Origin of the sequence: Nocardioides sp. JQ2195, assembly GCF_012272695.1 — a bacterium.
GTDB lineage: Bacteria > Actinomycetota > Actinomycetes > Propionibacteriales > Nocardioidaceae > Nocardioides.
On the sequence record NZ_CP050902.1, the window covers coordinates 355,039 to 379,138 of the forward strand.

At 70.5% G+C, this 24,100-nt stretch carries 18 protein-coding genes; 15 read left to right on the top strand and 3 right to left on the bottom strand.

Translation table 11 applies throughout. The features are described 5' to 3' along the window. Positions 1 to 19 precede the first annotated feature (19 nt). From purL to ncot_RS01615, 3 genes are all read left to right on the top strand, one after another. Entirely contained in the window at positions 20 to 2,320 is a 2,301-nt protein-coding gene (gene purL / locus ncot_RS01605) for a phosphoribosylformylglycinamidine synthase subunit PurL (protein ID WP_168616032.1), read from the top strand. A 63-nt stretch (positions 2,321 to 2,383) separates the two neighbouring features. Continuing rightward, a complete protein-coding gene (locus tag ncot_RS01610) occupies positions 2,384 to 3,328 on the top strand; it encodes a YafY family protein (protein WP_206065078.1) in 945 nt (314 codons plus the stop codon). A 26-nt stretch (positions 3,329 to 3,354) separates the two neighbouring features. Continuing rightward, on the top strand, positions 3,355 to 3,723 hold the full coding sequence (locus tag ncot_RS01615; protein WP_346766630.1) for a sterol carrier family protein: 369 nt from the start codon (positions 3,355 to 3,357) through the stop codon (positions 3,721 to 3,723). A gap of 28 nt (positions 3,724 to 3,751) precedes the next feature. On the opposite strand, the gene ncot_RS01620 is transcribed toward ncot_RS01615, so the two are convergent. Then, positions 3,752 to 4,588: a hypothetical protein gene (locus tag ncot_RS01620; protein ID WP_168616033.1), complete on the bottom strand. Its 837-nt coding sequence runs from the start codon at positions 4,586 to 4,588 to the stop codon at positions 3,752 to 3,754. 80 nt (positions 4,589 to 4,668) lie between these two features. Between ncot_RS01620 and ncot_RS01625 the strand changes: the two genes are divergently transcribed. From ncot_RS01625 to ncot_RS01665, 9 genes are all read left to right on the top strand, one after another. Next, a complete protein-coding gene (locus tag ncot_RS01625) occupies positions 4,669 to 5,892 on the top strand; it encodes a pyridoxal phosphate-dependent aminotransferase (protein WP_168616034.1) in 1,224 nt (407 codons plus the stop codon). Positions 5,893 to 5,993: 101 nt separating this feature from the next. Further along, positions 5,994 to 7,001 carry an iron ABC transporter substrate-binding protein gene (locus ncot_RS01630; RefSeq protein WP_168616035.1) on the top strand — a complete coding sequence of 336 codons (1,008 nt, stop codon included), beginning with the start codon at positions 5,994 to 5,996 and terminating at the stop codon, positions 6,999 to 7,001. Continuing rightward, positions 7,001 to 8,578, top strand: coding sequence for an iron ABC transporter permease (locus tag ncot_RS01635; protein ID WP_168616036.1), 1,578 nt, complete (start codon positions 7,001 to 7,003; stop codon positions 8,576 to 8,578). The genes ncot_RS01630 and ncot_RS01635 overlap by 1 nt, the downstream gene beginning before the upstream one ends. After that, positions 8,575 to 9,603, top strand: coding sequence for an ABC transporter ATP-binding protein (locus tag ncot_RS01640; RefSeq protein WP_168616037.1), 1,029 nt, complete (start codon positions 8,575 to 8,577; stop codon positions 9,601 to 9,603). The genes ncot_RS01635 and ncot_RS01640 overlap by 4 nt, the downstream gene beginning before the upstream one ends. Continuing rightward, entirely contained in the window at positions 9,600 to 12,176 is a 2,577-nt protein-coding gene (locus tag ncot_RS01645) for an AMP-binding protein (protein ID WP_168616038.1), read from the top strand. Before ncot_RS01640 ends, ncot_RS01645 begins: the two co-directional genes overlap by 4 nt. A gap of 81 nt (positions 12,177 to 12,257) precedes the next feature. Further along, positions 12,258 to 13,610 (top strand): dipeptidase, encoded by a 1,353-nt coding sequence (locus ncot_RS01650; RefSeq protein WP_168616039.1) that lies wholly within the window; start codon positions 12,258 to 12,260, stop codon positions 13,608 to 13,610. Positions 13,611 to 13,619: 9 nt separating this feature from the next. Continuing rightward, on the top strand, positions 13,620 to 14,825 hold the full coding sequence (locus tag ncot_RS01655; protein WP_168616040.1) for a helix-turn-helix domain-containing protein: 1,206 nt from the start codon (positions 13,620 to 13,622) through the stop codon (positions 14,823 to 14,825). Between the two features lie 173 nt (positions 14,826 to 14,998). Beyond that, a complete protein-coding gene (locus ncot_RS01660) occupies positions 14,999 to 17,380 on the top strand; it encodes a molybdopterin cofactor-binding domain-containing protein (RefSeq protein ID WP_168616041.1) in 2,382 nt (793 codons plus the stop codon). A gap of 15 nt (positions 17,381 to 17,395) precedes the next feature. Then, entirely contained in the window at positions 17,396 to 17,890 is a 495-nt protein-coding gene (locus tag ncot_RS01665; RefSeq protein WP_168616042.1) for a (2Fe-2S)-binding protein, read from the top strand. A 1-nt stretch (position 17,891) separates the two neighbouring features. On the opposite strand, the gene ncot_RS01670 is transcribed toward ncot_RS01665, so the two are convergent. Further along, positions 17,892 to 19,688: a GAF domain-containing sensor histidine kinase gene (locus tag ncot_RS01670; RefSeq protein ID WP_168616043.1), complete on the bottom strand. Its 1,797-nt coding sequence runs from the start codon at positions 19,686 to 19,688 to the stop codon at positions 17,892 to 17,894. A 105-nt stretch (positions 19,689 to 19,793) separates the two neighbouring features. Between ncot_RS01670 and purF the strand changes: the two genes are divergently transcribed. From purF to ncot_RS01685, 3 genes are all read left to right on the top strand, one after another. After that, complete coding sequence (purF, locus tag ncot_RS01675; RefSeq protein WP_168619113.1) at positions 19,794 to 21,353, top strand: amidophosphoribosyltransferase; 1,560 nt, start codon at positions 19,794 to 19,796, stop codon at positions 21,351 to 21,353. A 52-nt stretch (positions 21,354 to 21,405) separates the two neighbouring features. Next, positions 21,406 to 22,506 (top strand): phosphoribosylformylglycinamidine cyclo-ligase, encoded by a 1,101-nt coding sequence (gene purM, locus ncot_RS01680; protein ID WP_206065080.1) that lies wholly within the window; start codon positions 21,406 to 21,408, stop codon positions 22,504 to 22,506. 174 nt (positions 22,507 to 22,680) lie between these two features. Beyond that, the gene (locus ncot_RS01685) at positions 22,681 to 22,872 is read left to right on the top strand and encodes a DUF3073 domain-containing protein (protein ID WP_168616044.1); all 192 of its coding nucleotides are present in this window, start codon (positions 22,681 to 22,683) and stop codon (positions 22,870 to 22,872) included. An 80-nt stretch (positions 22,873 to 22,952) separates the two neighbouring features. On the opposite strand, the gene ncot_RS01690 is transcribed toward ncot_RS01685, so the two are convergent. Next, positions 22,953 to 24,026: a Glu/Leu/Phe/Val dehydrogenase dimerization domain-containing protein gene (locus tag ncot_RS01690; protein ID WP_168616045.1), complete on the bottom strand. Its 1,074-nt coding sequence runs from the start codon at positions 24,024 to 24,026 to the stop codon at positions 22,953 to 22,955. Positions 24,027 to 24,100: the final 74 nt, after the last annotated feature.

Below are 24,100 nucleotides of genomic sequence, written 5' to 3' on the forward strand. Positions count from 1 at the left end.
GACCGACGCCGGCCCTAGGATGAGCCCCGTGCCTGAGACCACTCGCCCCGTCCTCGACACCGTCGCCGTCGCCGCCGAAGATCCGCACCGCGAACAGCCGTGGGCCGATCTCGGTCTGAAGGCCGACGAGTACGCCCGGATCCGCGAGATCCTCGGACGCCGCCCGACCAGCTCCGAGCTGGCGATGTACTCGGTGATGTGGAGCGAGCACTGCTCCTACAAGTCGAGCAAGGTGCACCTCAAGCAGTTCAGCGACCTGTCTGAACTTCTCGGCCAGCGGGAGACCCAGGGAACCAAGATGCTGGCCGGCATCGGCGAGAACGCCGGCGTCATCGACATCGGTCAGGGCTACGCGGTCACCTTCAAGATCGAGTCGCACAACCACCCGTCGTACGTCGAGCCCTACCAGGGCGCCGCGACCGGGATCGGTGGCATCGTCCGCGACATCCTCGCGATGGGCGCCCGGCCGGTCGCCGTGATGGACCCCCTGCGCTTCGGCCCGCTCGACGCCGACGACACCCACCGCGTGCTGCCCGGCATCGTGGCCGGCGTCGGCGGCTACGGCAACTGCCTCGGCCTGCCCAACATCGGTGGGGAGGCCGTCTTCGACGCGACGTACGCCGGCAACCCGCTGGTCAACGCGCTCTGCGTGGGGGTGCTCCGCCACGAGGACCTGCACCTCGCCAAGGCCTCCGGCGTCGGCAACCAGGTCATCCTCTACGGCGCCCGCACCGGCGGCGACGGCATCGGGGGCGTCTCGGTGCTCGCCTCCGAGACCTTCTCCGAGGGCGGTCCGGCCAAGCGGCCCAGCGTCCAGGTCGGCGACCCGTTCATGGAGAAGCTCCTCATCGAGTGCACGCTCGAGATCTTCGCTGCCGGCCTCGTCGCCGGCATCCAGGACCTCGGCGGCGCCGGCCTCTCCTGCGCCACCTCCGAGCTGGCCTCCGCCGGCGACGGTGGCATGTCGGTCCACCTCGACCGGGTCCCGCTGCGTGACTCCACGCTCTCGCCGGAGGAGATCCTGATGAGCGAGTCGCAGGAACGCATGATGGCCGTCGTCGAGCCCGGTGACGTCGACGCGTTCATGGCGATCTGCGCGAAGTGGGACGTCGAGGCCGTCGTGATCGGGGAGGTCACCGACGGCGACCGCCTCGAGATCGACTGGAACGGCGAGCGCGTCGTCGACGTGCCCCCGCGGTCGGTGGCGCACGACGGCCCGACCTACAACCGCCCGTTCGCCCGCCCGGACTGGCAGGACTCCCTGCAGGCCGACGGCGCGGAGCAGCTGGCCCGTCCGGGCACCGGCGAGGAGCTCAAGCAGACGCTGTTGCAGCTGATCGCCTCGCCGAACCTGTGCGACAAGTCGTGGATCACCGACCAGTACGACCGCTACGTGCAGGGCAACACCGTGCTCGCCCAGCCCTCCGACTCCGGCATGGTGCGCGTCGACGACGAGACCAACCTCGGCGTCGCGGTCTCCACCGACTGCAACGGCCGCTTCGCCAAGCTCGACCCCTACACGGGCGCGCAGCTGGCCCTGGCGGAGTCCTACCGCAACGTCTCCACCGGTGGCGCGACCCCGATGGCGATCAGCGACTGCCTCAACTTCGGATCGCCCGAGGACCCCGACGTCATGTGGCAGTTCGCCGAGGCCTGCCGTGGCCTCAAGGACGCCTGCCTCGAGCTCGGCATCCCCGTCACCGGCGGCAACGTGAGCCTCTACAACCAGACCGGCGAGACCGCGATCCTGCCCACCCCGGTGGTCGCGGTGCTCGGCATCATCCAGGACGTCACCCGGCGGACGCCGACCGGCTTCGTGGCCGAGGGCGAGCGGATCTTCCAGCTCGGCGCCACCCGTGAGGAGCTCTCCGGCTCCGAGTGGGCGCACGTCGTGCACGACCACCTCGGCGGGCTGCCGCCGAAGGTGGACCTGGCCGCGGAGAGAGCGCTCAGCTCGCTGCTGGTCGAGGGCGTCGGGCTGGTCACCAGTGCCCACGACCTCTCCGACGGCGGCCTCGCCATCGCGTTGGCCGAGTCCGCGCTGCGCAACGGCATCGGCGCCGCGGTGGCCGTTCCCGGCGATGCGTTCGTCGACCTCTTCGCCGAGTCCGCGGCCCGGGCGATCGTCACCGTCCCCGACGCACAGGCCGACGCCCTGGTCGCCCTGGCCGAGAAGCACGGCGTCCCGGCCACGCCCCTGGGTCGCACCGGTGGCAGCACCCTCACCGTCGAGGGCTCGGGCTCGGAGACGCTGTTCGAGGTGCCGGTCGCGGAGATCCGCGACGCCTGGTCGGCCACCCTGCCCGCCGCCCTGGGCTGACACGGGAGAGTCCGGCGACGATTGAGGTCACAACCTGACCGCTGCCGGGGCTAGCCTGACTCCATGAGCACCAGCGCACGGATGTTGCGTCTCCTCTCGCTCCTGCAGACCCACCGCTACTGGCCGGGAGGCGAGCTGGCGGGCCGCCTGGAGGTCAGCGCGCGGACGCTGCGTCGAGACATCGACCGGTTGCGTGAGCTCGGCTACCCGGTGGACGCGACGCGGGGCGTGGCGGGTGGCTACCAGCTGCGGTCGGGCACGACCATGCCCCCGTTGCTGCTGGAGGACGAGGAGGCCGTGGCCATCGCCGTCGGGCTCCGCACCTCGGCAGCCGGTGCGGTGACCGGCATCGAGGAGACCGCGCTCCAGGCGCTGACCAAGGTGGTCTCGCTGATGCCGCCGCGACTGCGCCGACGGATGGATGCGGTGACGTCGCAGACCCAGCCCGCGCCGTCCCACGCACCGGCGATCGACGCGCACGCGCTGACCACGCTGGCCCAGGGATGCCGTGACGACGAGACGGTCCGCTTCACCTACACCGCCCGCGACTCCGAGCGCACCAGCCGCCATGTCGAACCACACCGTCTGGTTTCGCTGGGGCAGCGCTGGTACCTCGTGGGCTACTGCCGGGACCGTCACGACTGGCGCAGCTTCCGGCTGGACCGGATCAGCGATCCGGAGCTGACCGGCACGCGCTACCGTCCGCGCGACCTCCCGGCCGAGGACGCCCTGTCCTTCGTCCGCTCCGGGATCAGGTCGATGCCCCTGAAGTACGACGTCCGCGTGCGGTTCGCCGCCACTCCCGAGCAGGTCGGCGCCGTGGTGGGCAGGTGGGTCGAGCTCGAGGCCGACGGTGCCGGAACGCTCATGCTGATGCATGCCGACAACCTCTTCTGGCCGCTGGCCGTGCTCGCCTCGGTCGACGCGCCGTTCGAGGTGGAGTCACCTGACGAGCTCCGCAGCGCCGTGGCAGGGGTGGCTGCCAGGTTCGCCACCGCGACCGGCTGACGGGACGGCTGGGGGATGATGGAGTCGTGAAACTCGTTCGCCAGGAACCCGACGTCGTCGCCGACGCCTGGGCTCGCTGCCAGGCGGCCGGCTCCCGGGGGATGCAGGCAGCCCGGGCCGACCTGAAGCTGCTCACCAAGCACTACCTCGCGATCCTCGAGGAGCGCGCCCCCGGCAACTCCGTCGAGGTGCGCGTCCCGCCGCACGCGGCGGTGCAGGTGATCCCGGGCGTCCGCCACACTCGGGGTACGCCGCCGGCCGTCGTGGAGCTCGACGCGCTCACGTGGATCGGTCTGGCCCGTGGCGAGATCAGGTTCGCCGAGGCCGAGGCCGACGGTCGGGTGCGTGCCAGTGGCCAGCGCGCCGACCTCTCGGCGTACCTGCCGCTGGCCTGACCCCGCGAGGCCCCGTGCCGGTCGGCGGTCAGGCGCCCATCGCCTGCGCGATCCAGGCGTCGGCCTCCGGGCCGGTGAGCACGTCGTCGGCGTCGGGGGCCTCGGGTGCCCCGATCTCCTGGTTGGCGTCCGAGATCTCGACGTCGTAGGTGGCCTCGACGGGCTTGTCACCGGCGTCGACCTCGAGGCTGAAGTCGCGGATCACGCCGTCATCGCCGATCCACACCTCCATCTCCATGTCGGCGTCGTCGACGCCGGTCAGGTTGAAGGACGAGGCGAACGCCTCGCGGTCGTCGCCGGCCGCCTCGAGTGCGTCGGCATAGACCACGGTGGTCGTGAACTGCCGGGTCGGGACGCCGTCGATCTCCTTGCTGCCCCCGACCTCGACCTCCTCCGCGCCACGCAGTGCGAGCACCACGCCGACCAGGTCGATCGGATCGGCGGAGGCGCTCTCGCGCAGGAGATCCGCATCGCCCTCGGCCCAGGTCTTGCCCTGGGGGATGGCCGCGGCCTGCGCTCCGTCGATCCGGAACCACACCTTCTCGCCGTCGGCGCGGATCTGGACCTCCTGGTCCTGGGCCGCCTGTGACGTGCTGATGGTGACGTCGCCGACCAGGTTCTCGTAGTCCATCGCGCCATCGGCCCCGAGCTCCAGCTCCTGGCCGCCGGCCTCGAAGTGTGCCTCGCTGTCGACGCCCATGGAGGTCACGCCCAGTGTGGAGTCGACGGCGTCGTGCACGACGTCCACCGCCTCGGAGGCCGAGGGCTTCTCGGCCTCGCTCCGCGAGTCGTCGTCCGCATCGCCACCACAGGCGGCCGCGAGGAGCAAGGAGGTGAGCACGAGCGCGGTTCCGGTTCGGTTCATGGTGCACCTCCTACCACCACCGGCGGTCGCTGAAACGGAATGCGGTCGAGACCCGGCCGACGACCTGAGACGATGGGCGCATGCGCACCATCAAGCAGAGCCAGAAGCTCAAGAACGTCCGGTACGACGTCCGCGGACCGATCCTGGTCGAGGCCGAGAGGCTCGAGGCCCAGGGCCACCGGATCCTGAAGCTCAACATCGGCAACCCGGCTCCGTTCGGCTTCGAGGCTCCCCAGGCGATCGTCGCCGACATGGTGCACCACCTCCCCGATGCGCAGGGCTACTCCGACTCCCGGGGCATCTTCTCCGCCCGCACCGCGGTCGCGCAGTACTACCAGTCGCGTGGGTTGACCGAGGCCCACGTCGACGACATCTTCATCGGCAACGGGGTCTCCGAGCTGATCTCGCTGGTCCTCCAGGCGTTCGTCGACGACGGCAACGAGATCCTCGTGCCCGCGCCCGACTACCCGTTGTGGACCGGGGCGGTCTCGCTCTCGGGCGGCACCCCCGTGCACTACCTGTGCGACGAGGACAACGACTGGATGCCCGACCTCGAGGACATCGAGTCGAAGATCACCGAGAACACCCACGGGTTGGTGATCATCAACCCGAACAACCCGACGGGCGCGGTCTACAGCGAGGAGATGGTCAAGGCCCTGGTCGACATCGCCCGGCGGCACGACCTGGTCATCTTCAGCGACGAGATCTACGAGAAGATCCTGTTCGACGACGCGGTGCACCACCACACCGCGGCCCACACCGGCGATGACGTGCTGTGCCTGACCTTCAGTGGGCTGTCGAAGGCCTACCGAGTCTGCGGCTACCGGGCCGGATGGCTGATGGTCTCGGGTCCCAAGCACCTCGCGGCCGACTTCCTCGAGGGCCTCACGCTCGTCGCGAACATGCGCATGTGTGCCAACGTGCCGGCCCAGCACGCGATCCAGACTGCCCTGGGCGGCTACCAGTCGATCGAGGAGTTCATCGGTCCCGGCGGCCGGTTCTACGAGCAGAGCATGCTGGCCCACAAGCTGCTCAACGAGATTCCCGGCGTGAGCTCGGTGAAGCCGCACGGCGCCCTCTACTGCTTCCCGCGCCTGGACCCCGAGGTCTATCCGATCAAGGACGATCAGCAGTTCGTGATCGACCTGCTCCGCTCCAAGCACATCCTGGTCACGCACGGCACCGGCTTCAACTGGCCCACGCCCGACCACTTCCGGCTGGTCACGCTTCCCGACGTGCACATGCTGGAGGAGGCGATCGGCCGGATCGCGGAATTCCTGGCGGAGGTCCGCGCCGAGGGCTGAGGTGCAGGCCCGAGACCGCGCCGCACGCTGAGCGAGACGTCACATTGCAGACATAAGGCATGGCTCATTAAGGTAAGCCGAACCTTACTGACAGGAATGCCATGAAGACCCGCTCGATCGCCCTCGCCGTCCCCGTGCTGATGCTGAGCGGCCTGCTCAGCTCCTGCAGTGAGGACGACGGACCCTCGATCACCGTCTACAACGCGCAGCACGAGGAGCTCCTCGAGGAGCTGGCGCCGATCTTCGAGGAGGAGACCGGCATCGACGTGAAGCTGCGCAACGGCAAGGACTTCGAGCTGGCCAACCAGATCGTCACCGAGGGCGACGCCTCGCCGGCCGACGTCTTCCTCACGGAGAACTCGCCCGCCATGTCGTTGGTCGAGAGCGAGGGGCTCTTCGCGCCGCTCGCCGAGGAGACGCTCGCCCTGACTCCGAAGCAGTACCGCCCCGAGAGCGGCAACTGGACCGGCTTCGCGGCCCGCTCCACCGTCGTGATGTACAACAAGGACGACATCGCTCCGGAGGACCTGCCGAAGAGCATCCTCGACTTCGCCGACCCGCAGTGGAAGGGGAAGGTCTCCTTCTCGCCCACCGGTGCCGACTTCCAGGCCATCGTGTCGGCCGTGCTGCAGCTGGAGGGCGAGGCCGCGACCAAGGAGTGGCTCGCCGGTCTCGCCGCCAACGGTGAGGTCTACGACGGCAACAACATCGTCATGCAGTCGGTCAACGACGGTGAGACCCCGACCGGGATCGCCTACCACTACTACTGGTACCGCGACCAGAAGGAGTCCGGAGAGAACAGCTCGAGCACCGAGCTCCACTTCTTCGGCAACCAGGACCCCGGTGCCTTCGTCAGCATCTCCGGCGCCGGCGTGCTCGAGTCCAGCGACAAGCAGGACGACGCGCAGGCGTTCGTGAAGTTCCTGGTCGACAAGGTGGGCCAGCAGGCCCTGGCCGACAGCTACGCGCTGGAGTACCCGCTCAACCCCGACGTGCAGCTCGAGCCACTGGTCAAGCCGTTCAGCGAGCTGGAGCCGCCCACCGTCGACGTCTCGGCGCTCAATGGCCCCAAGGTCATCGAGCTGATGCAGGACGCCGGCCTGATCTGATGACCACCACCGTCGACCGACCGCGCCCCGCGCGGCGGGTGGTCGACGGGGCCCCCGTGGCACTCCTGCTCATCGGAGTCGCCGTCGCACTGTTCGCGTTGATCCCGCTCATCCACGTGGTGCAGTACGCCGCCACGGTCGACCCCGACGTCGCCAAGGATCAGCTGTTCCGACCCAGGATCGGCATGTTGCTGCGCAACACGCTCGGCCTGATGGTCACGTGCGTGGCGGCCAGCATCGTGGTCTCGGTGGCGTGCGCATGGCTGGTGGTCCGCACCGACCTTCCCCTCCGAGGGTTGTGGCACGTGCTGCTGACCGCACCGCTCGCCGTCCCCGCGTTCGTCAACGGGTTCGGCTGGGTCTCGTTGACGCACTCGGTGGAAGGGTTCGCCGGGGCGGCCATGGTCGTCACGCTGTCCTACTTCCCGTTCGTCTACCTGCCCGTCTGTGCGGCGCTGCGTGGGCTCGATCCCGCCCACGAGGAGATCGCCGCCACGATGGGACTGGGACGCCCGGCCACGTTCGCGCGTGTGGTGCTGCCGCAGCTGCGGCCCGCGATCCTGGGCGGCTCCCTCCTGGTGGCGCTGCACATGTTCTCCGAGTTCGGCGCACTCAAGACGCTGCGCTTCCCGACCTTCACCACCGCGATCTACGACCAGTTCAACACCACGTTCAACGGCCCGGCGGCGCACCTGTCGTCCGCCGTGCTCGTGCTGCTGTGCCTCGTCGTGCTGCTCGTCGAGCTGAGGCTGCGGGGGCACCGTCGCTATGCCCGCACCAGCAGTGGCAGCCCACGCACGGGTGAGTCGAGCCCGCTGGGTGCCCTGCGGTGGCCGGCACTGCTGGTGCCGGGTGCCGTGGTCGCCCTCGCGCTGGGCGTGCCGATCTACAGCCTGGTCCACTGGATGCAGGTCGGCTCCTCCACCGGCGAGGGCCTCGACCGGCTGCTGCCGACGGCACTCACCACGGTGTCGTACGCCGCCCTCGGTGCACTCCTGTCCGTCGTGCTGGCGCTGCCGGTGGCCCTGCTCGTCGTACGCCACTCGTCGGTGGCCAGCACCCTGGTCGAGCGCAGCACCTACACCGCCAACGCGCTGCCCGGCATCGTGGTCGCGCTGGCCCTGATCACCGTCACCATCGAGTACGCCACCGACCTCTACCAGACGTCGGTGGTGCTGGTCGCGGCCTACCTGATCATGTTCCTGTCGCGCGCCGTGGTCAGCGTGCGCGCCTCCCTGGAGCAGGCGCCGCCGGTCCTGGAGAACGTGGCCAAGTCGTTGGGTGTCGGTGCGCTGGCCACCACCTGGCGGGTCACGGTGCCGATCGTGATGCCCGGCATCGGCGCGGGCGCCGCGCTGGTCTTCATCGCCATCTCCACGGAGCTGACCGCCACCCTGCTGCTGGCCCCGCTGGAGACCCAGACGCTGGCCACCCAGTTCTGGTCGGAGTCATCCGCCCTCGCGTACGGCGCCGCTGCGCCGTACGCCCTGGCGATGGTGCTGATCTCGATGCCGGCGGTCTATCTGCTCAGTCGCACGACGCAGGGGCGCCGCCCCGGGAAGGTGGTCGAGCCATGAGCCTGCTCGACGTCCGCGGGCTCACCCGCAGCTTCGGCCCGGTGCGAGCGCTGGCCGGTGTCGACCTGACCATCGAGGACGGTGAGGTGCTGGCCGTGCTCGGCCCGTCGGGCTGCGGCAAGACGACGCTCCTGCGCACCGTCGCCGGCTTCCTGCCGGGTGACGCCGGCACCGTCACGCTGGGGGATCGCCCGGTGCTGGTCGACGGCCGGTCCAGGGTCTCGACCCGACACCGCAACGTCGGCTACGTCCCTCAGGAAGGGGCCTTGTTCCCCCACCTCGACGTGGCCGCGAACATCACCTTCGGCCTCGATCGCGGCGAGCGACGCAAGGCCGACATCGCGGAGCTGCTCGAGCTGCTCGGCCTCGACCCGCAACTGGCCCGACGTTGGCCGCACGAGCTCTCCGGTGGCCAGCAGCAACGCGTCGCGGTGGCCCGAGCCCTGGCCCGCAAGCCCTCCCTGCTGCTCCTCGACGAGCCGTTCTCGTCCCTCGACGCCTCGTTGCGGGAGGCCACCGGTCGTGCCGTCGTCCGCGCCGTTCGCGCAACCGGCGCCGCCGCGCTCCTCGTCACGCACGACCAGAACGAAGCACTGTCCCTGGCCGACGTGGTCGCGGTGATGACGGCGGGCCGGGTGGACCAGGTGGGGCCCCCGCTGGAGGTCTATGCGCGACCGGCCACGCCGTTCGTGGCCTCCTTCGTCGGCAGCGGCTCCGTCCTCCGGGCCACCGTCTCCGGCGGGGTGGCCGACTCCGTGATCGGCCGTTTCCCGGTCTCGCACAGCGGTGACGGGGAGGTCGACATCTTCGTCCGCCCGGAGCAGGTGCGCCTCGACGCCGCCGGTCCGGTGGTGGCGTCCGTCGCCGGGTTCGACTTCTACGGCCACGACGCCTGCCTGCACCTGGCCGTCGACGGCCACGACGACGTCCTGTGCCGCGTGCGTGGCGACCGGGTCCCGGGCACGGGCGAGCGGGTCCGGATCAGCGTCGACGGCGCGGCCACTGTCTTCGAGCGTTCGTCATGACCGTCACCGGGTCAGCCCCGTCACCCCTGCGCCACCCGTTCGGCGACCTCGCCCGGTTCCAGGACCGTGCCGCGCTGGTCACGGCCGAGGGCCGGGTCTCCTACGCCGAGCTGTCCGACCGGGTGGCCCGTCGTGCGGAGGCCTGGCTGGACTGCCGACGCCTGGTGGTGCTCACGGGGGCGAACACCGTCGACTTCGTGGTCGCCTACCTGGCCGCCCTGTCGGCGGGATGCCCGGTGGTCGTCGTTCCGGGGGGCGAGGAGACGATCAGCGCGGTCACCGGTGCGTGGGACCCCGACGTCGTGGTGCGCTGCTCGCCCGGGGGCGGAGCGCTCGACGACGTACGCCGTCCTGCCAGCGCGCACGGGTTCCACCCCGACCTGGCGGTGCTGCTCTCGACCTCGGGATCGACCGGCTCACCGAAGCTGGTCCGGCTCTCGCACGACAACCTCACCAGCAATGCGACCAGCATCGCCGACTACCTGGGCCTCACCGCGGACGACTGCGGGATCACGAGCCTGCCGCTGCACTACTGCTACGGGCTCTCCGTCCTGCACAGTCACCTGAGCGTCGGTGCGGCCGTGGTCCTCACCGACAGCTCCGTCGTGGATGCCTGCTTCTGGGACCTGGTCGAGCGAGCCGGCGTCACCGGGCTCGCGGGGGTGCCCCACACCTTCGACCTGCTCGATCGCTCGGGCTTCGGTGAACGGGTCCTGCCCCGGCTGCGCTACGTCACCCAGGCCGGCGGGAAGCTGGAGGCCGAACGGGTGCGCGGCTACCACCGCGCGGGACGACGATCCGGCTGGGACTTCTACGTGATGTACGGCCAGACGGAGGCCACCGCTCGGATGGCCTACCTGCCACCCGACCTGGCCGAGGCCTGGCCGCAGTCCATCGGACGGGCCATTCCCGGCGGGATGCTCCGACTCGATCCGGTGCAGGGCGCCGACGACGGGGTGGGGGAGCTGGTCTACTCCGGACCCAACGTGATGATGGGCTACGCAGAGCACCCCCGGGACCTCGCACTCGATGCGATGCCGGCGGAGCTGCGCACCGGAGACCTGGCCCGCGCGCTGCCGCACGGCCTGTTCGAGGTGGTGGGTCGCAGCAGCCGCTTCACCAAGGTCTTCGGGCTCCGGGTCAACCTCGACGACGTCGAGGCACACCTCGCCGGGCACGGCATCACAGCCCGGTGCGTGGGGCTGGAGGGCAGCATCGACGTCTTCGTCACGCGCCGGCGCGACGTCCGGCCGGCGACCGAGCTCACCGCGGCCCTGTGCGGCGTACCCGGCTGGGTGGTGACCACCCGCCGCCTCCCGGAGCTGCCCCTCACCGCGAGCGGGAAGCCCGACCACCGGCGCCTCGGCGAGCTGGCCGGAGCGTCGCGGAGACGCGAGTCGGTGCCGCAGCGCGTGGACGCCGCCGACCTGCGCGAGCTCTACGCGCGGGTGCTCGACCGGGACGACGTGACCGTCGACGACAGCTTCGTGGGCCTGGGTGCCGACTCGCTCTCGTTCGTCGAGATGTCCGTGCGACTGGGGGAGAGGGTCGACCCGCTGCCGGCGAACTGGCACCACAAGCCGATCCGTGAGATCGCGGAGGGCGCCGCGCAGCGCAGCCGCTGGGGCACCTCCTTCGACACGACCGTGCTCCTGCGCGCTCTCGCGACCGTCTTCATCGTCGGTTCCCACGTCGAGCTCTTCGACCTGACCGGCGGCGCCCACCTGCTGCTGATCCTCGCTGGCTACAACCTGGCCCGGTTCCACCTCGGGTCCGGACCCGGCACCTCGGCGCGCATCGGCTGGGCCGTGACGGCGATCCTCGTGCCCAGCGTGCTGTGGATCGGCGCGACGGCGTTGGTCTTCGGTGACTACGACCTGAGCACGGTCACCTTCCTGAACTGGGCCCTGGGCTCCGACACGTGGGACGACCGATGGCGCTTCTGGTTCCTCGAGTGCCTGGTCTGGATCATTGCCGGGGTCGCGGTGCTGCTCGCCTCCGCACGGGTACGCCGGCTCGAGGCCGGGCACCCCTTCGGCTTCGCGCTGGCGTTCTTCTCGGGCGCGATGGCCCTGCGCCTGGGGCTCACCGGTTGGACCGCCGACGGGATCGACCACTACACGGCTCCGATCGTGCTGTGGTGCGTGGCCCTCGGCTGGCTGGGTGCCCGCGCACGCTCGCTGCCGCAGCGGGTGCTGGTCAGCGCGCTCGGGGTGCTCTCCGTGGTCGGCTTCTTCGGCGAGCCCTCACGCGAGGGCGTCGTCTGGGCCGGCCTGCTGATCGCCCTGTGGCTGCCCACGGTGCGGTTGCCCCGGGCGGTCGCCTGGTTCGTCGGGCTGGTGGCCACGAGCTCGCTGGCCGTCTACCTGACCCACTGGCAGGTCTATCCGCACCTCGAGGTGGACCACCCCTGGCTGGCGCTCTTCGCATCGCTGGCGGTGGGCGTGGGCTACCACCACGCCAGCAAGCCCCTGGGCGACGCGGCCCGACGTCTTCGCCCTCCGCGCGCCCCGCACCCCGCCCCCACCCCGCCTCCCCCGTGCAACGCGGTGTCCAGGTCACTGCGCAGGTGACCGGTCACGCGTGGAGTGACAACAGCACCGCGCAAGTGCCGGGCACGGACGCGCTTCCTACCCGGCGCTAGGGTGCTCGACATGACATCGATCGACGCCATCCGTTCCCGTCTCACCGAGTTGATGCCCGCGATCCGGGCCGACCTCGAGGACCTCGTCCGCATCGAGTCCGTGAGTGCCGACCCGGCACGCGCGGCCGAGGTGCAGCGCAGCGCCGAGAAGACCCGCGAGCTGTTCGCCGCCGAGGGCTTCGAGGCACAGATCCTCAGCGCCGACGGGGGAGCTCCCGCCGTCGTGGCGACGAAGAGCGCGACGCAGGGCGACCCGGCCGCGGCGAAGACCGTGCTTCTCTACGCGCACCACGACGTGCAGCCCGAGAACGACCACTCCGAGTGGATCACCGCTCCCTTCGAGCCCACCGAGGTCGGCGACCGCCTCTACGGCCGCGGTGCCGCCGACGACAAGGCCGGCATTGCCGCCCACCTGGCCGCCCTGCGCATCCTCGGCGACGAGCTGCCGGTCAACGTGGTCGTCTTCGTCGAGGGCGAGGAGGAGGTCGGCTCCGACTCGCTGCCGGCCTTCCTCGAGGCCTACAAGGACCAGCTCGAGGCCGACGTGATCGTGATCGCCGACTCGGGCAACTGGGACATCGGTGTTCCGGCCCTGACCACCAGCCTGCGCGGCCTGGTCCGGGCCGACGTCGAGGTCCGCACCCTCACCCACGCCGTCCACTCCGGGATGTGGGGCGGTCTCGCCCCCGACGCCCTGATCGCGCTCAGCCGGCTGATCGCCTCCCTCCACGACGACGACGGCAACGTGGCCGTCCAGGGCCTCCACTCCGGGCCCGCTGCTGACGTCGACTACCCCGAGGAGCGGCTGCGTGCCGAGTCCGGTGCGGTCCCCGGCATCGAGTGGATCGGCAGCGGCACCGCGGTCGAGCGCCTGTGGACCAAGCCGTCGCTGAGCATCACCGGCCTCGACGCCCCCAAGGTCGACGGCGCCAGCAACACGCTGGTCGCCGCGGCCCGCGCCAAGATCTCGCTGCGCGTGGCGCCCGGTGACACCGCCGCCAACGCCGCCGAGTGCCTGCGCAAGCACGTCGAGGCCAACGTGCCGTGGGGCGCGGAGCACACGTTCACCATCGTCGACACCGGCGAGGCCACCCAGATCGATGCCACCGGCCCGGCGTACGACGTGGCACGCGACGCGTTCACCCAGGCCTGGGACGGCACCGCACCGGTCGACATGGGCGTCGGTGGGTCGATCCCGTTCATCGCCGCGTTCCTCGAGGCGTTCCCGCAGGCCAGTGTGCTGGTCACCGGTGTCGAGGACCCCGACACGCGTGCCCACGGCGCCAACGAGGGCCTGCACCTTGCCGAGTTCGAGCGGGTCTGCGTCGCCGAGGCGCTGCTGCTGGCCAACCTGGCGCGCTGACCCGGGGCGATGGGTGACTCGGGCCAGCTGGCCGGCTTCCTGGCGGTGCACCGCACGCGCAGCCTGCTCCAGCTGACCGAGCGCCTCGTCGCCACGATCCTGCACGACAACCCGGCCTACGCGGCGGGTGCGGTCGTGCCACGGGAGGACCTCCACGACTCCTGTCGCGACAACATCGTGCGGGTGCTCGAGCTGTTGGCGCTGCGGGTTGCCGGCGACAGCGCGCCGGTCACCGGACCCTACTTCGACGCCGCGCGGGCCACCGGGAGCCGGCGGGCCGAGCAGGGCCTGCCGCTCGACGACGTCCTGCGCTCCTTCCGGGTCGGCGGCCGACTGATCTGGGAGGACCTGATCGCCCAGGCAGGACCGGTGGGCATGCTCGACGGTGACGACCTGCGGATCGTCGGGACCGAGCTGTGGCACGTGGTCGACGACACGTCGGCACAGGTCGCCGAGGCCTATCACTCCACGCAACGGTTGCAGGTGCGCGCCGACGAGCAGCGGCGTGCCGTCATCTGGGAGGCCCTGCTGTCCGGGCGCGGCACCGACGCGGCGTTCGTGCTCGAGGCGGCGCGGGTGCTGGGGCTCTCGCCCCACGGCACGGTGGCCGTGGCCGTGGTCGACCAGCCGACGGTGGATCGCGCGGCCACGGCGAGGATTACCCGCCGGCTGGCCGCCCGCGGCGTGGCATCGACCTGGCAGCACCGCTCCGGAAGTCAGGTCGGCGTGCTGGAGCTGACCACCTCCGACCTCGGGGCGAGCGTCGAGGTGCTCGGCGGCTGGGGCGTCCCGGTCGGGTTGTCCTCAGTGGTCGGCGGGCTGGCGGCCACCGGGTCCGCGCTCGGGGAGGCCATGCTGGCCCTGCGCACCGTTGCACCCGGGTCTCCGGGCGTCGCTCTCTATCAGGAGCGCCTGCCGGAGGCCCTGCTGCTCACCTCGCCGGAGGTCGCGGACCGGCTGGTCCAGCTCTGGCTCGGGCCGCTCCTGGACCTGCCCGCCCGGGAGGGGGAGACGCTCCTGGAGACGCTGGAGTGCTGGATCGCCGCCGGAGGCTCGGCCAGTCGTACGGCGACCCTGGTGCCCTGCCACCGCAACACCGTGGTGAACCGGATCCGCCGGGTGGTCGACCTGACCGGTCACGAGCTCCTCGAGGGCGCGCCGCCGGTCGAGCTGTCGCTGGCGCTGCGTCGCTGGCGACTCGACCAGCGCGACTGACGCGCCCGCGCCCGGTGGAGGTTGTGCACTGTGCCCAACCAGAGCGGACAACTCTGGGGCGCTGGAGCATGGTGCGAGAACGTGACTGCACTCACAATGGAGGCAGGGAGGGAGCTCGCCACAGGCGGGAGTCCGGTTGAGGGACCGGAGCCCGCACCGAGGAGGACTCCCAGATGTCGCAGCACTTCGGCACGACAGGGCGCAGGCCCGACCCGGCACCGACGACCGAGAATCCGACGGGGTCGGTGCCCGTCGAGGACGAGCAGACCGCGGGACTGAGCCGGCGTGGCTTCCTCGGCTTCGTGGTGGCCGGCACGACGCTGATGGCGGCCGCCGAGCTGGGACTGACGGCGTCGAGGGCCGAGGCGGCCATCCCGACCCTTCCCTCCATCCCGGAGCTCTACGACCTCAACGACCTGCTCACCCACGCGGCGGCGCCCACGGCGAACCTGATCACGGTCAACGTCAACGAGGACGGCACCGCGTCGTTCGCACTGCCCCGTGCCGAGGTCGGCCAGGGCATCACCACCTCGAGCGCGATGATCATCGCCGAGGAGCTCGAGCTTCCGCTCGACCAGGTGAAGGTCACCCTCGCCCCCGCTCGCCCTGAGCTGCTCTTCAACCAGCTCACCGGTGGCTCGAACACCACGATCTCGACCTACACGCCGATCAGGGTGGCCGCCGCGATCGCGAAGATGGAGCTGCTGAAGGCCGCCGCCATCCTGCTCGGCGACACGGTCGACAACCTGGTCGCCAAGGCGGGCGTCATCGAGGCCCCCGACGGCTCCAGCGTGACCTACGGCGAGCTGGCGACGAAGGCGGCCAGCCCGACGACCAAGCAGGTCGAGGTCGACCTCAAGGCGGACGCGGGATTCGGCATCGTCGGAACCCCGCAGAACCGCATCGATGCGCTCGACGCGGTGACCGGGCGCAAGGAGTACACCACCGACCTCCAGGTCCCCGACGCGCTGCCGACCATGATCTGCCGCGCACCGACGCTCAACGGCGTGCCGCTGGCGATCGACAACAAGGCCGAGGTCCTGTCCCTGCCCGGCGTCACCGACGTCGCCCTCGTCGACACCGGCGTCGCCGTGCGCGCCGAGACCTTCGGCCAGGCCATCGACGGGGTCCGCGCGCTCAAGGTCCGCTGGCACGACGGCCCGGTCGCCGGCGAGTCCGACCAGAGCATCCTCACCCGGCTCAAGAAGGCCGAGCTGCCGATGCCGGCGCTGCCGGACAATCCGCTGGCGCACACCGTCTCGGCCGACTTCACCTTCTGGTTCCGCAGCAACTCGGCGATGGACACCAACTCGGCCGTGGCCGACGTACGCGGCTCCAGGGCCACCATCTGGGCGGGCCTGAAGTCGCCGATCATCGCCCAGCAGGCCATCGCCAGGGAGCTGGGCCTGCGGGAGGCCGACGTCGAGGTGAACGTCGTGCAGTCCGGTGGGTCCTTCGGTCGTCGGCTCTTCTACGACGCCGCGCTCGAGGCCGCGAAGGTCTCCAAGGCGATGGGCAAGCCGGTCAAGCTGATGTGGCACCGAGCCGACGACGCCCGTGCGGGCCGGGCGCACCCGATGGCGACGTCCCGGGTGCGGGCCAGCCTGCTCGGCAAGGAGATCCTGGCCTTCCACCAGTCACACACCAGCATCGAGACCGACTTCCGGCACGGCCTGGGCGAGATCATCAGTGCCAACGCGGCCGACCTGCCGGCCGGCCTGGGCAACCTCGGCTTCGCCGAGACGATCTTCACCCTCACCCAGGAGGTGCCCTACAACTTCGGCGTGGTCCTCCAGACCCTGGCCGAGACCGACCCGCGCTTCAACACCGGGAGCATGCGCAACATCTACTCGCCCGACGTGCGCTGCGCCAACGAGCTGGTGGTCGACATGCTGGCCAAGGAGGCCAAGCTGGACCCCTACGAGTTCCGCCGCAAGATGCTGCGCATCAAGTCGGTGCGCGGAGTCCTCGACAAGGTCGCCGAGGAAGGGGAGTGGGGCAGGTCGATGCCGGCCGGCACCGCGCAGGGCATCGCGATCCACAAGGAGTACAAGGGCGCCAGCGCCTGCCTCGTGGAGATCGACTGCCGCCCCGAGACCGTCAACCGCAGGATCCGCAACGCGGTCACCGGCCCGCGGGTCACCAAGGTGACGTACGCCGTCGACGTGGGGCTGCCGATCAACCCGCGGGGCCTCGAGGCCCAGATGCAGGGCGGCATCAACGACGGCATCGCGCTGGCCCTCACCTCGAGCCTCCACCTGCGTGACGGGCACTTCATGGAGGGCAGCTGGGACAACTACTTCTACACCCGGCAGTGGAACACCCCGCCCGAGGTGAACGTGATCGTGATGCCGCCGTCGTCGGACCAGCCGGGTGGCGCCGGGGAGGCCGGCGTGGCGGCCAGCTTCGCCGCGGTCGCGTGTGCCTATGCGCGGGCCACCGGAACGGTGCCGACCGCGTTCCCGATCAACCACGGCGAGATCTCGTTCGAGGAGAAGTCGCGGGTGCCACCCGTGCCGCAGTCCCCGACCGACGGCCTCGACCACACCTACTGAGGAGAAGGATCCGACATGCCTGAACAGAGCTTCATCCTCAACGGCGAGAAGGTCACCGTCGACGTCGCCGACGACGTACGCCTGCTGTGGGTGCTGCGTGACCTGCTCGGCGTCACCGGGCCGAAGTACGGCTGCGGCATCAACGTCTGCAAGGCCTGCACGTCGCACATCAACGGCAAGGCGTTCAACCCGTGCTCGGTGCCGGTCAGCCGGATCGGTGAGGACGACGAGGTCACCACGATCGAGGGCCTGCCCGACACCGCGTCGCAGGGCCAGCGAGGAGCCAACGGGCTGCACCCGATGCAGGAGGCCTGGCTCGAGCGCGACGTCGCCCAGTGCGGCTACTGCCAGCCGGGCCAGATCATGGCCGCGGTGGCCGTCGTACGACGGGCCAGGGACGAGGGCCGCCAGGTGACGGACGAGGACCTCGACGGCATCCGCAACATCTGTCGCTGCGGCACCTACACCCGCATCCGCGAGGCGATCCGGGCCGGCGAGCAGGCGATGTAGCTCAGGCTGCGGCGGGCAGGGTGACGACGAACGTCGTCCCCCTGCCCAGCTCCGACTCCAGCTCGATCGAGCCGCCGTGACGGTGCACAATGCGGCTCACGATGGCCAGGCCGAGGCCGGTGCCGGGCTGTTGGAGGGCCTCCGGGTTCGTGGACCGGAAGAACTCGGTGAACATCCGGGCCTGGTCGTCGTGGGAGATGCCGATGCCCTCGTCGCTGACCCGGAGGACCACCTGGTCGCCCTTGTCGGCCACCGTGATCGTGACGGTGCCGCCCGGGCGGGAGTACTTCACGGCATTGCTGATCAGGTTGGCACTCACCCGTTCGAGGTCGGCCAGCTCGCCGAGGGTGACGACCGGTTCCCCGGGTGCGTCCAGGACCAGGCGCAGCTGCCGGCGAGCGGCTGCGAGGGCGTTGAGCTCGACGCACTCGCGCATCATCCGGCACAGGTCGACCGGCCCCTGCTCGACGGCACGGTGCGGGTCGCCGCTGCGGGAGAGCTCGAGCAGGTCGGCGGCCAGTCCGTCCAGCTTCTTCGCCGACCGGTCGATGACGTCGAGCGAACGGCGTACGTCGGGATCGACGTCGAGGTCCTCGAGCAGCTCGAGGTGGCCGAGGATGCCGGTGAGCGGGTTCTTGAACTCGTGGGAGACGGTGGCGATCAGCTGGCTCTTGTAGCTCTCCAGGGCCCGGATCTCCTCCAGGACATGTCGCTCGCGCTCGACGGTGCGCGCGTTGAAGACGGCCTGGCCGAGGTCGCGGCCCAGGTCCTTGGAGCGTTCCAGCTCGGCCCGGGTCCACTCCCGGGAGCCCGGGTTGCGCGCGAGCACGAGCAGCCCGAGGCACTCGTCGCCCACCCCCATCGGCACCAGCAGTGCGGTCGACACGTTGATGGTCTGCAGGTAGGTGAGGGCGAGCTCCTTGATGGCCGGATCGAGGCCGGGCTGGTCACGGTCCTTGGAGATGACCAGCACCTGGCCGTTCGACCAACCGGTGGCCGCTGCGGTGTGGGCGATCTCCATCAGGTCGGGCGGCAGGACGATCTCACGGTCCTCGGTGCTGTAGATCGCGTCGTGGCCCCGGCCGAAGTCGTCGAAGGCCTGGATCCAGACGCCGTCGGACGAGAGGCCCTTGATGATCGCGGGCTGAGCCTTCTCGAGCAGCTGGTCGATCGAGAGCTCGCCGTTCGCGGCACGGACGATCTCGCGGGTCGCCTCCGAGAGCCGCACCTGGTCCCGGAAGCGGTCGCGCTCCATCAGCGCCTCGACCACGGCCGCGGCCTGGATGACGTAGCGGGTGAGCAGGCGCTGCCGCTCGGCATCGGGACGCAACCCGTCCACGGGGATGTCGACCGAGAGGGTGCCGACCAGGTCGCCCGCGGAGTCGTGGAGCAGGCCGAAGAGCAGGTCGAGCGGTCGCCAGGCCAGCGGGTTGTCGATCGGTGTGTAGTCCGGGACCCAGCCCAGGTCGTCCTCGCGCCCCGCCACGGCCTCGTGGGGGACGAAGCGCAGGGCGCCCCAGTCCTGCGCGTCGGCGATGTCCTTGTCGAGCTCGGACAGGGGCCGGAGCTGGCCGCGCAGGGTCTCCTCGGCGGCCGGGTCGCCGGCCACGGCCACCACCTCGAGCTGGCCCGAGTCGCGGAGCACCGTGATCGCGGCGACGCCCCAGCCGGCGACGGTGCAGACACCCTCCGCGAGCGCGAGCAGGGCGTCGTCGAGGGCTCGCTTGGACCACGCCCCGCTCAGGATCCGGTCGAAGTCGTTCCAGTTGTCCTGATCACGTGGATGATCCTGGTGCATGCCTTGTGCGCCCCCTTTGCACACAGGCTACGTGACGAAGGGTGGTCGATTCTGTGGGTTTGCCGGAAGACGCCTAGACTGGGGGCCGTGCCCCAGCCCAGCAACATGCGCAAGGGTGGCGACGGTCGTCTCACCATGGCCCTCGACCCCCAGGACCAGGGTCCCCAGGATGCCTGCGGCGTCTTCGGCGTCTGGGCCCCCGGGGAAGACGTTGCCAAGCTCACCTACTACGGCATCTTCGCGCTGCAGCACCGCGGCCAGGAGTCGGCCGGCATCGCGGTCAGCAACGCCCGCCAGATCCTGGTCTACAAGGACATGGGTCTCGTCTCGCAGGTCTTCGACGAGTCGACGCTCGAGGCGCTCAAGGGCCACCTCGCCATCGGGCACTGCCGCTACTCGACCACCGGCGCCAGCACGTGGCACAACGCCCAGCCGACGTTCCAGCCGACGCCGCACGGCTCGATCGCGCTGGCCCACAACGGCAACCTGACCAACACCGCCGAGCTGGCCGGCATGGTGGACGACCTGGCCGCCCTCGACGGTGAGCTCGACCTGCACGTCCGCGAACCCGACGCGGCCACCAACGACACCAGCGTCGTCACGGCCCTGCTCGCCCACCACCCCGACAGCACGGTCGAGGAGAAGGCGATGGAGCTGCTGCCGCAGGTCAAGGGCGCCTTCTGCTTCGTCTGGATGGACGAGAACACGCTGTACGCCGCCCGCGACCCGCAGGGCATCCGCCCGCTGGTGCTGGGTCGTCTGGAGCGCGGCTGGGTGGTCGCCTCGGAGACCGCGGCCCTCGACATCGTCGGCGCCTCGTTCATCCGCGAGATCGAGCCCGGCGAGATGGTGGTGATCGACCAGGACGGCCTGCGCTCGCGCAGCTTCGCCGAGGCCGCCCCCAAGCACTGCCTCTTCGAGTTCGTCTACCTGGCCCGACCCGACACGCTGATGACGGGTCGGCGGGTGCACAGCGTCCGTGTCGAGATCGGCCGTCGGCTGGCCCGAGACTTCCCGGCCGATGCCGACCTGGTCATCCCGGTGCCCGAGTCCGGCACGCCGTCGGCGATCGGGTTCGCCGAGGAGTCCGGCATCCCCTACGGCGTGGGCCTGGTGAAGAACTCCTACGTCGGTCGCACCTTCATCCAACCCAGCCAGACGATCCGGCAGCTCGGCATCCGCCTCAAGCTGAACCCGCTGCGCGACATCATCGAGGGCAAGCGCCTGGTCGTGGTCGACGACTCGATCGTGCGCGGCAACACCCAGCGCGCCCTGATCCGCATGCTGCGGGAAGCCGGCGCCAAGGAGGTGCACGTGCGCATCTCGAGCCCGCCGGTGAAGTGGCCCTGCTTCTACGGCATCGACTTCGCCACCCGCGCCGAGCTGATCGCCAACGGACTCTCCACCGAGGAGATCTGTCGGTCCATCGACGCCGACTCCTTGGCCTACATCGACCTCGACGAGCTGGTCGAGGCCACCGAGGTCGCCAAGGACGACCTGTGCCGGGCCTGCTTCGACGGCACCTACCCGGTCCCGTTGCCCGACCCGGTGCACCTGGGCAAGAACCTCCTCGAGCAGTCGGCGCTGCCGATCGAGGTCGAGGCCGAGGGCCTGGCCACCTCGCTGACCGGCTTCGGCGCCAACGACGCGCTCGACCGGCCCTGACCACCGACGCATCCGCACGCCCACACCGTTCGCACAACCCCGAGGAACCCACGTGACCGAGCAGCCCACTGCCCAGCCCCCTGCCCAGCCGGTCGGGGAGCCCACGCGCGGGGCCTATGCCGAGGCGGGGGTCTCGATCGAGGCCGCCGACCTGGCGATCGAGCTCATGAAGGGCTCGATCGAGAAGGCGCGCCGTCCCGAGATGATCGGCGGCCTGGGCGGTTTCGCCGGACTGTTCGACGCCTCCGCACTGCTGCGCTACGAGCGGCCGCTGCTGGCCACCTCGACCGACGGTGTCGGCACCAAGGTCGCGATCGCCCAGGCGATGGACAAGCACGACACGATCGGCTTCGACCTGGTCGGCATGGTCGTCGACGACCTGGTCGTCTGTGGCGCCGAACCGCTGTTCATGACCGACTACATCGCCACCGGCAAGGTCATCCCCGAGCGCATCGCGGCGATCGTCCAGGGCATCGCCGACGCCTGCGTCGAGGCCGGCTGCGCGCTGGTCGGCGGCGAGACGGCCGAGCACCCCGGCCTGCTCGGCCCCGACGACTACGACGTCGCCGGCGCGACCACCGGTGTGGTCGAGGCAGCGAAGCTGCTCGGCCCCGGGCGGGTGCGCCCCGGCGACGCGGTGATCGCCATGGAGGCCTCCGGCCTGCACTCCAACGGCTACTCCCTGGTGCGCCACGTGCTGCTGAACACGGCCGGCATGCCGCTCGACGGCCACGTCGACGACCTCGGTCGAACCCTCGGCGAGGAGCTGCTCGAGCCGACCCGCATCTATGCCAAGGCGTGCCTCGCGCTCGCCGAGGAGACCGCGACCCACGCGATGTCCCACGTGACCGGTGGCGGGCTGGCAGCCAACCTCGAGCGGGTCATGCCCGAGGAGCTCAGTGCCACCCTCGATCGATCCACCTGGACGCCCCAGCCGATCTTCGACCTCGTGCGCCGGGTCGGCAACGTGGCCCAGGCCGACCTCGAGCAGACGCTGAACTGCGGTGTCGGGATGGTCTCGTTGACCGATCCCGCCGACGCGGACAAGGCCATCGAGGTGCTCGGTCGGTTCGGCATCCGGGCCTGGGTGGCCGGCACGGTCTCCGCCGGCAACGGCTCCGTCGAGCTGGTCGGTCAGCACTCCGGTTGGTGAAATCCGGCACGATTCCGGCGAATCCGAGCAAATCCAAGTGATTCGGTGGACCTGGGTGTGCGGGAACACCCACCCCTCGGGTAGCGTTGGCCCTACGAGAAATAGACCAAGGAGTCCGGGACACTCGGCACACGTGCCGTGCGTCCCGGCCAAGCGCGCGAAGGGGTCGATCCTATGGGACGCGGCCGGGCCAAGGCCAAGCAGACCAAGGTCGCACGCGACCTGAAGTACCGGACTCACGAGACGGACTTCGGGGCGCTCGCCCAGGAACTGCACGGAACCTCTGGGGAGAGCTCCCAGAACGACTCGTCCAGCGAGGACGATCGCGACAGCTGGTCGGACTACTCCGACCGACAGCGAGACTGACGCACTGCACCTGAGTCGAGTGCCCGGGTGGTTGCCGTGGCAACCACCCGGGCACTCGACCTGCGTCTAGCGTCGGCCGGTCACTTCAGCCAGAGACCGCGCAGGCGACCGACCTCGCGCATGCGACGCTCGGCCAACCGGTCGGCGGCGATCGCCGGTGGGACGCCGTCCACGCGGGCGGTCTCGAAGACGGCACGGGTGGTCTCGAAGATGCCCGCGGCGCGCTGCTGCGCGCGCTCGAACGAGAACCCCTCGAGCTCGTCCGCGACCTGGATCAGGCCGCCGGCGTTGACGCAGTAGTCGGGCGCGTAGAGGACCCCACGGTCGGCCATCGCCTTCTCGATCCCCGGGTGGGAGAGCTGGTTGTTGGCGGCACCGCAGACGATCGTGGCGGACAGCACCTCGAGCACCTCGTCGGTGATCGCGCCGCCGAGGGCGCACGGTGCGTAGACGTCGAGCTGCGAGGCGACCAGGGCCTCGGTGGACTCGACCACCTGGACGCCGGGGAGCTCGTCGCGGATCCGGTCGAGCGCCGGCGCCCAGACGTCGGTGACGATCACCGAGGCGCCGTCCTCGACCAGGTGGCGGACCAGGTGGTGGCCGACCTTGCCGACCCCGGCGACGCCGACGGTGCGACCCTCGAGGGTGGGCTCGCCCCAGGTGGTGTCGGCCGCAGCGCGCATGCCCTGGAAGACGCCGTACGCCGTGAGGACCGAGCTGTCGCCGGCGCCGCCGTGAGCGACGGTGCGGCCCGTGACGTAGGAGCACTCGCGGGCGATGTCGTCCATGTCGACGGAGAACGTGCCCACGTCGCAGGCGGTGTAGTAGCGGCCGTTGAGCGACTCGACAAAGCGGCCGTAGGCGCGCAGCAGGGCCTCGTTCTTGTCGACCTTGGGGTCACCGATGATCACAGCCTTGCCGCCGCCGAGGTCGAGCCCGGCGAGAGCCGCCTTGTAGGACATCCCGCGTGAGAGGTTGAGGACGTCGGCCAGCGCCTCGTCGGTGTTGGCATAGGGGTGGAAACGCGTGCCGCCGAGGGCAGGCCCGAGAGCCGTGGAGTGGATGGCGACGATGGCCTTGAGCCCGCTGGCTTCGTCGTGGCAGAAGACGACCTGTTCGTGCTCGGTGTCGAAGACGTCGGCTGGAGTGGTCACGGGTGGCGACCTTTCTGTGAGGGAATCGCTGAGGTGGTGCGACTCCGGAGGGGCAGGCCCACAGGGGTGACGTG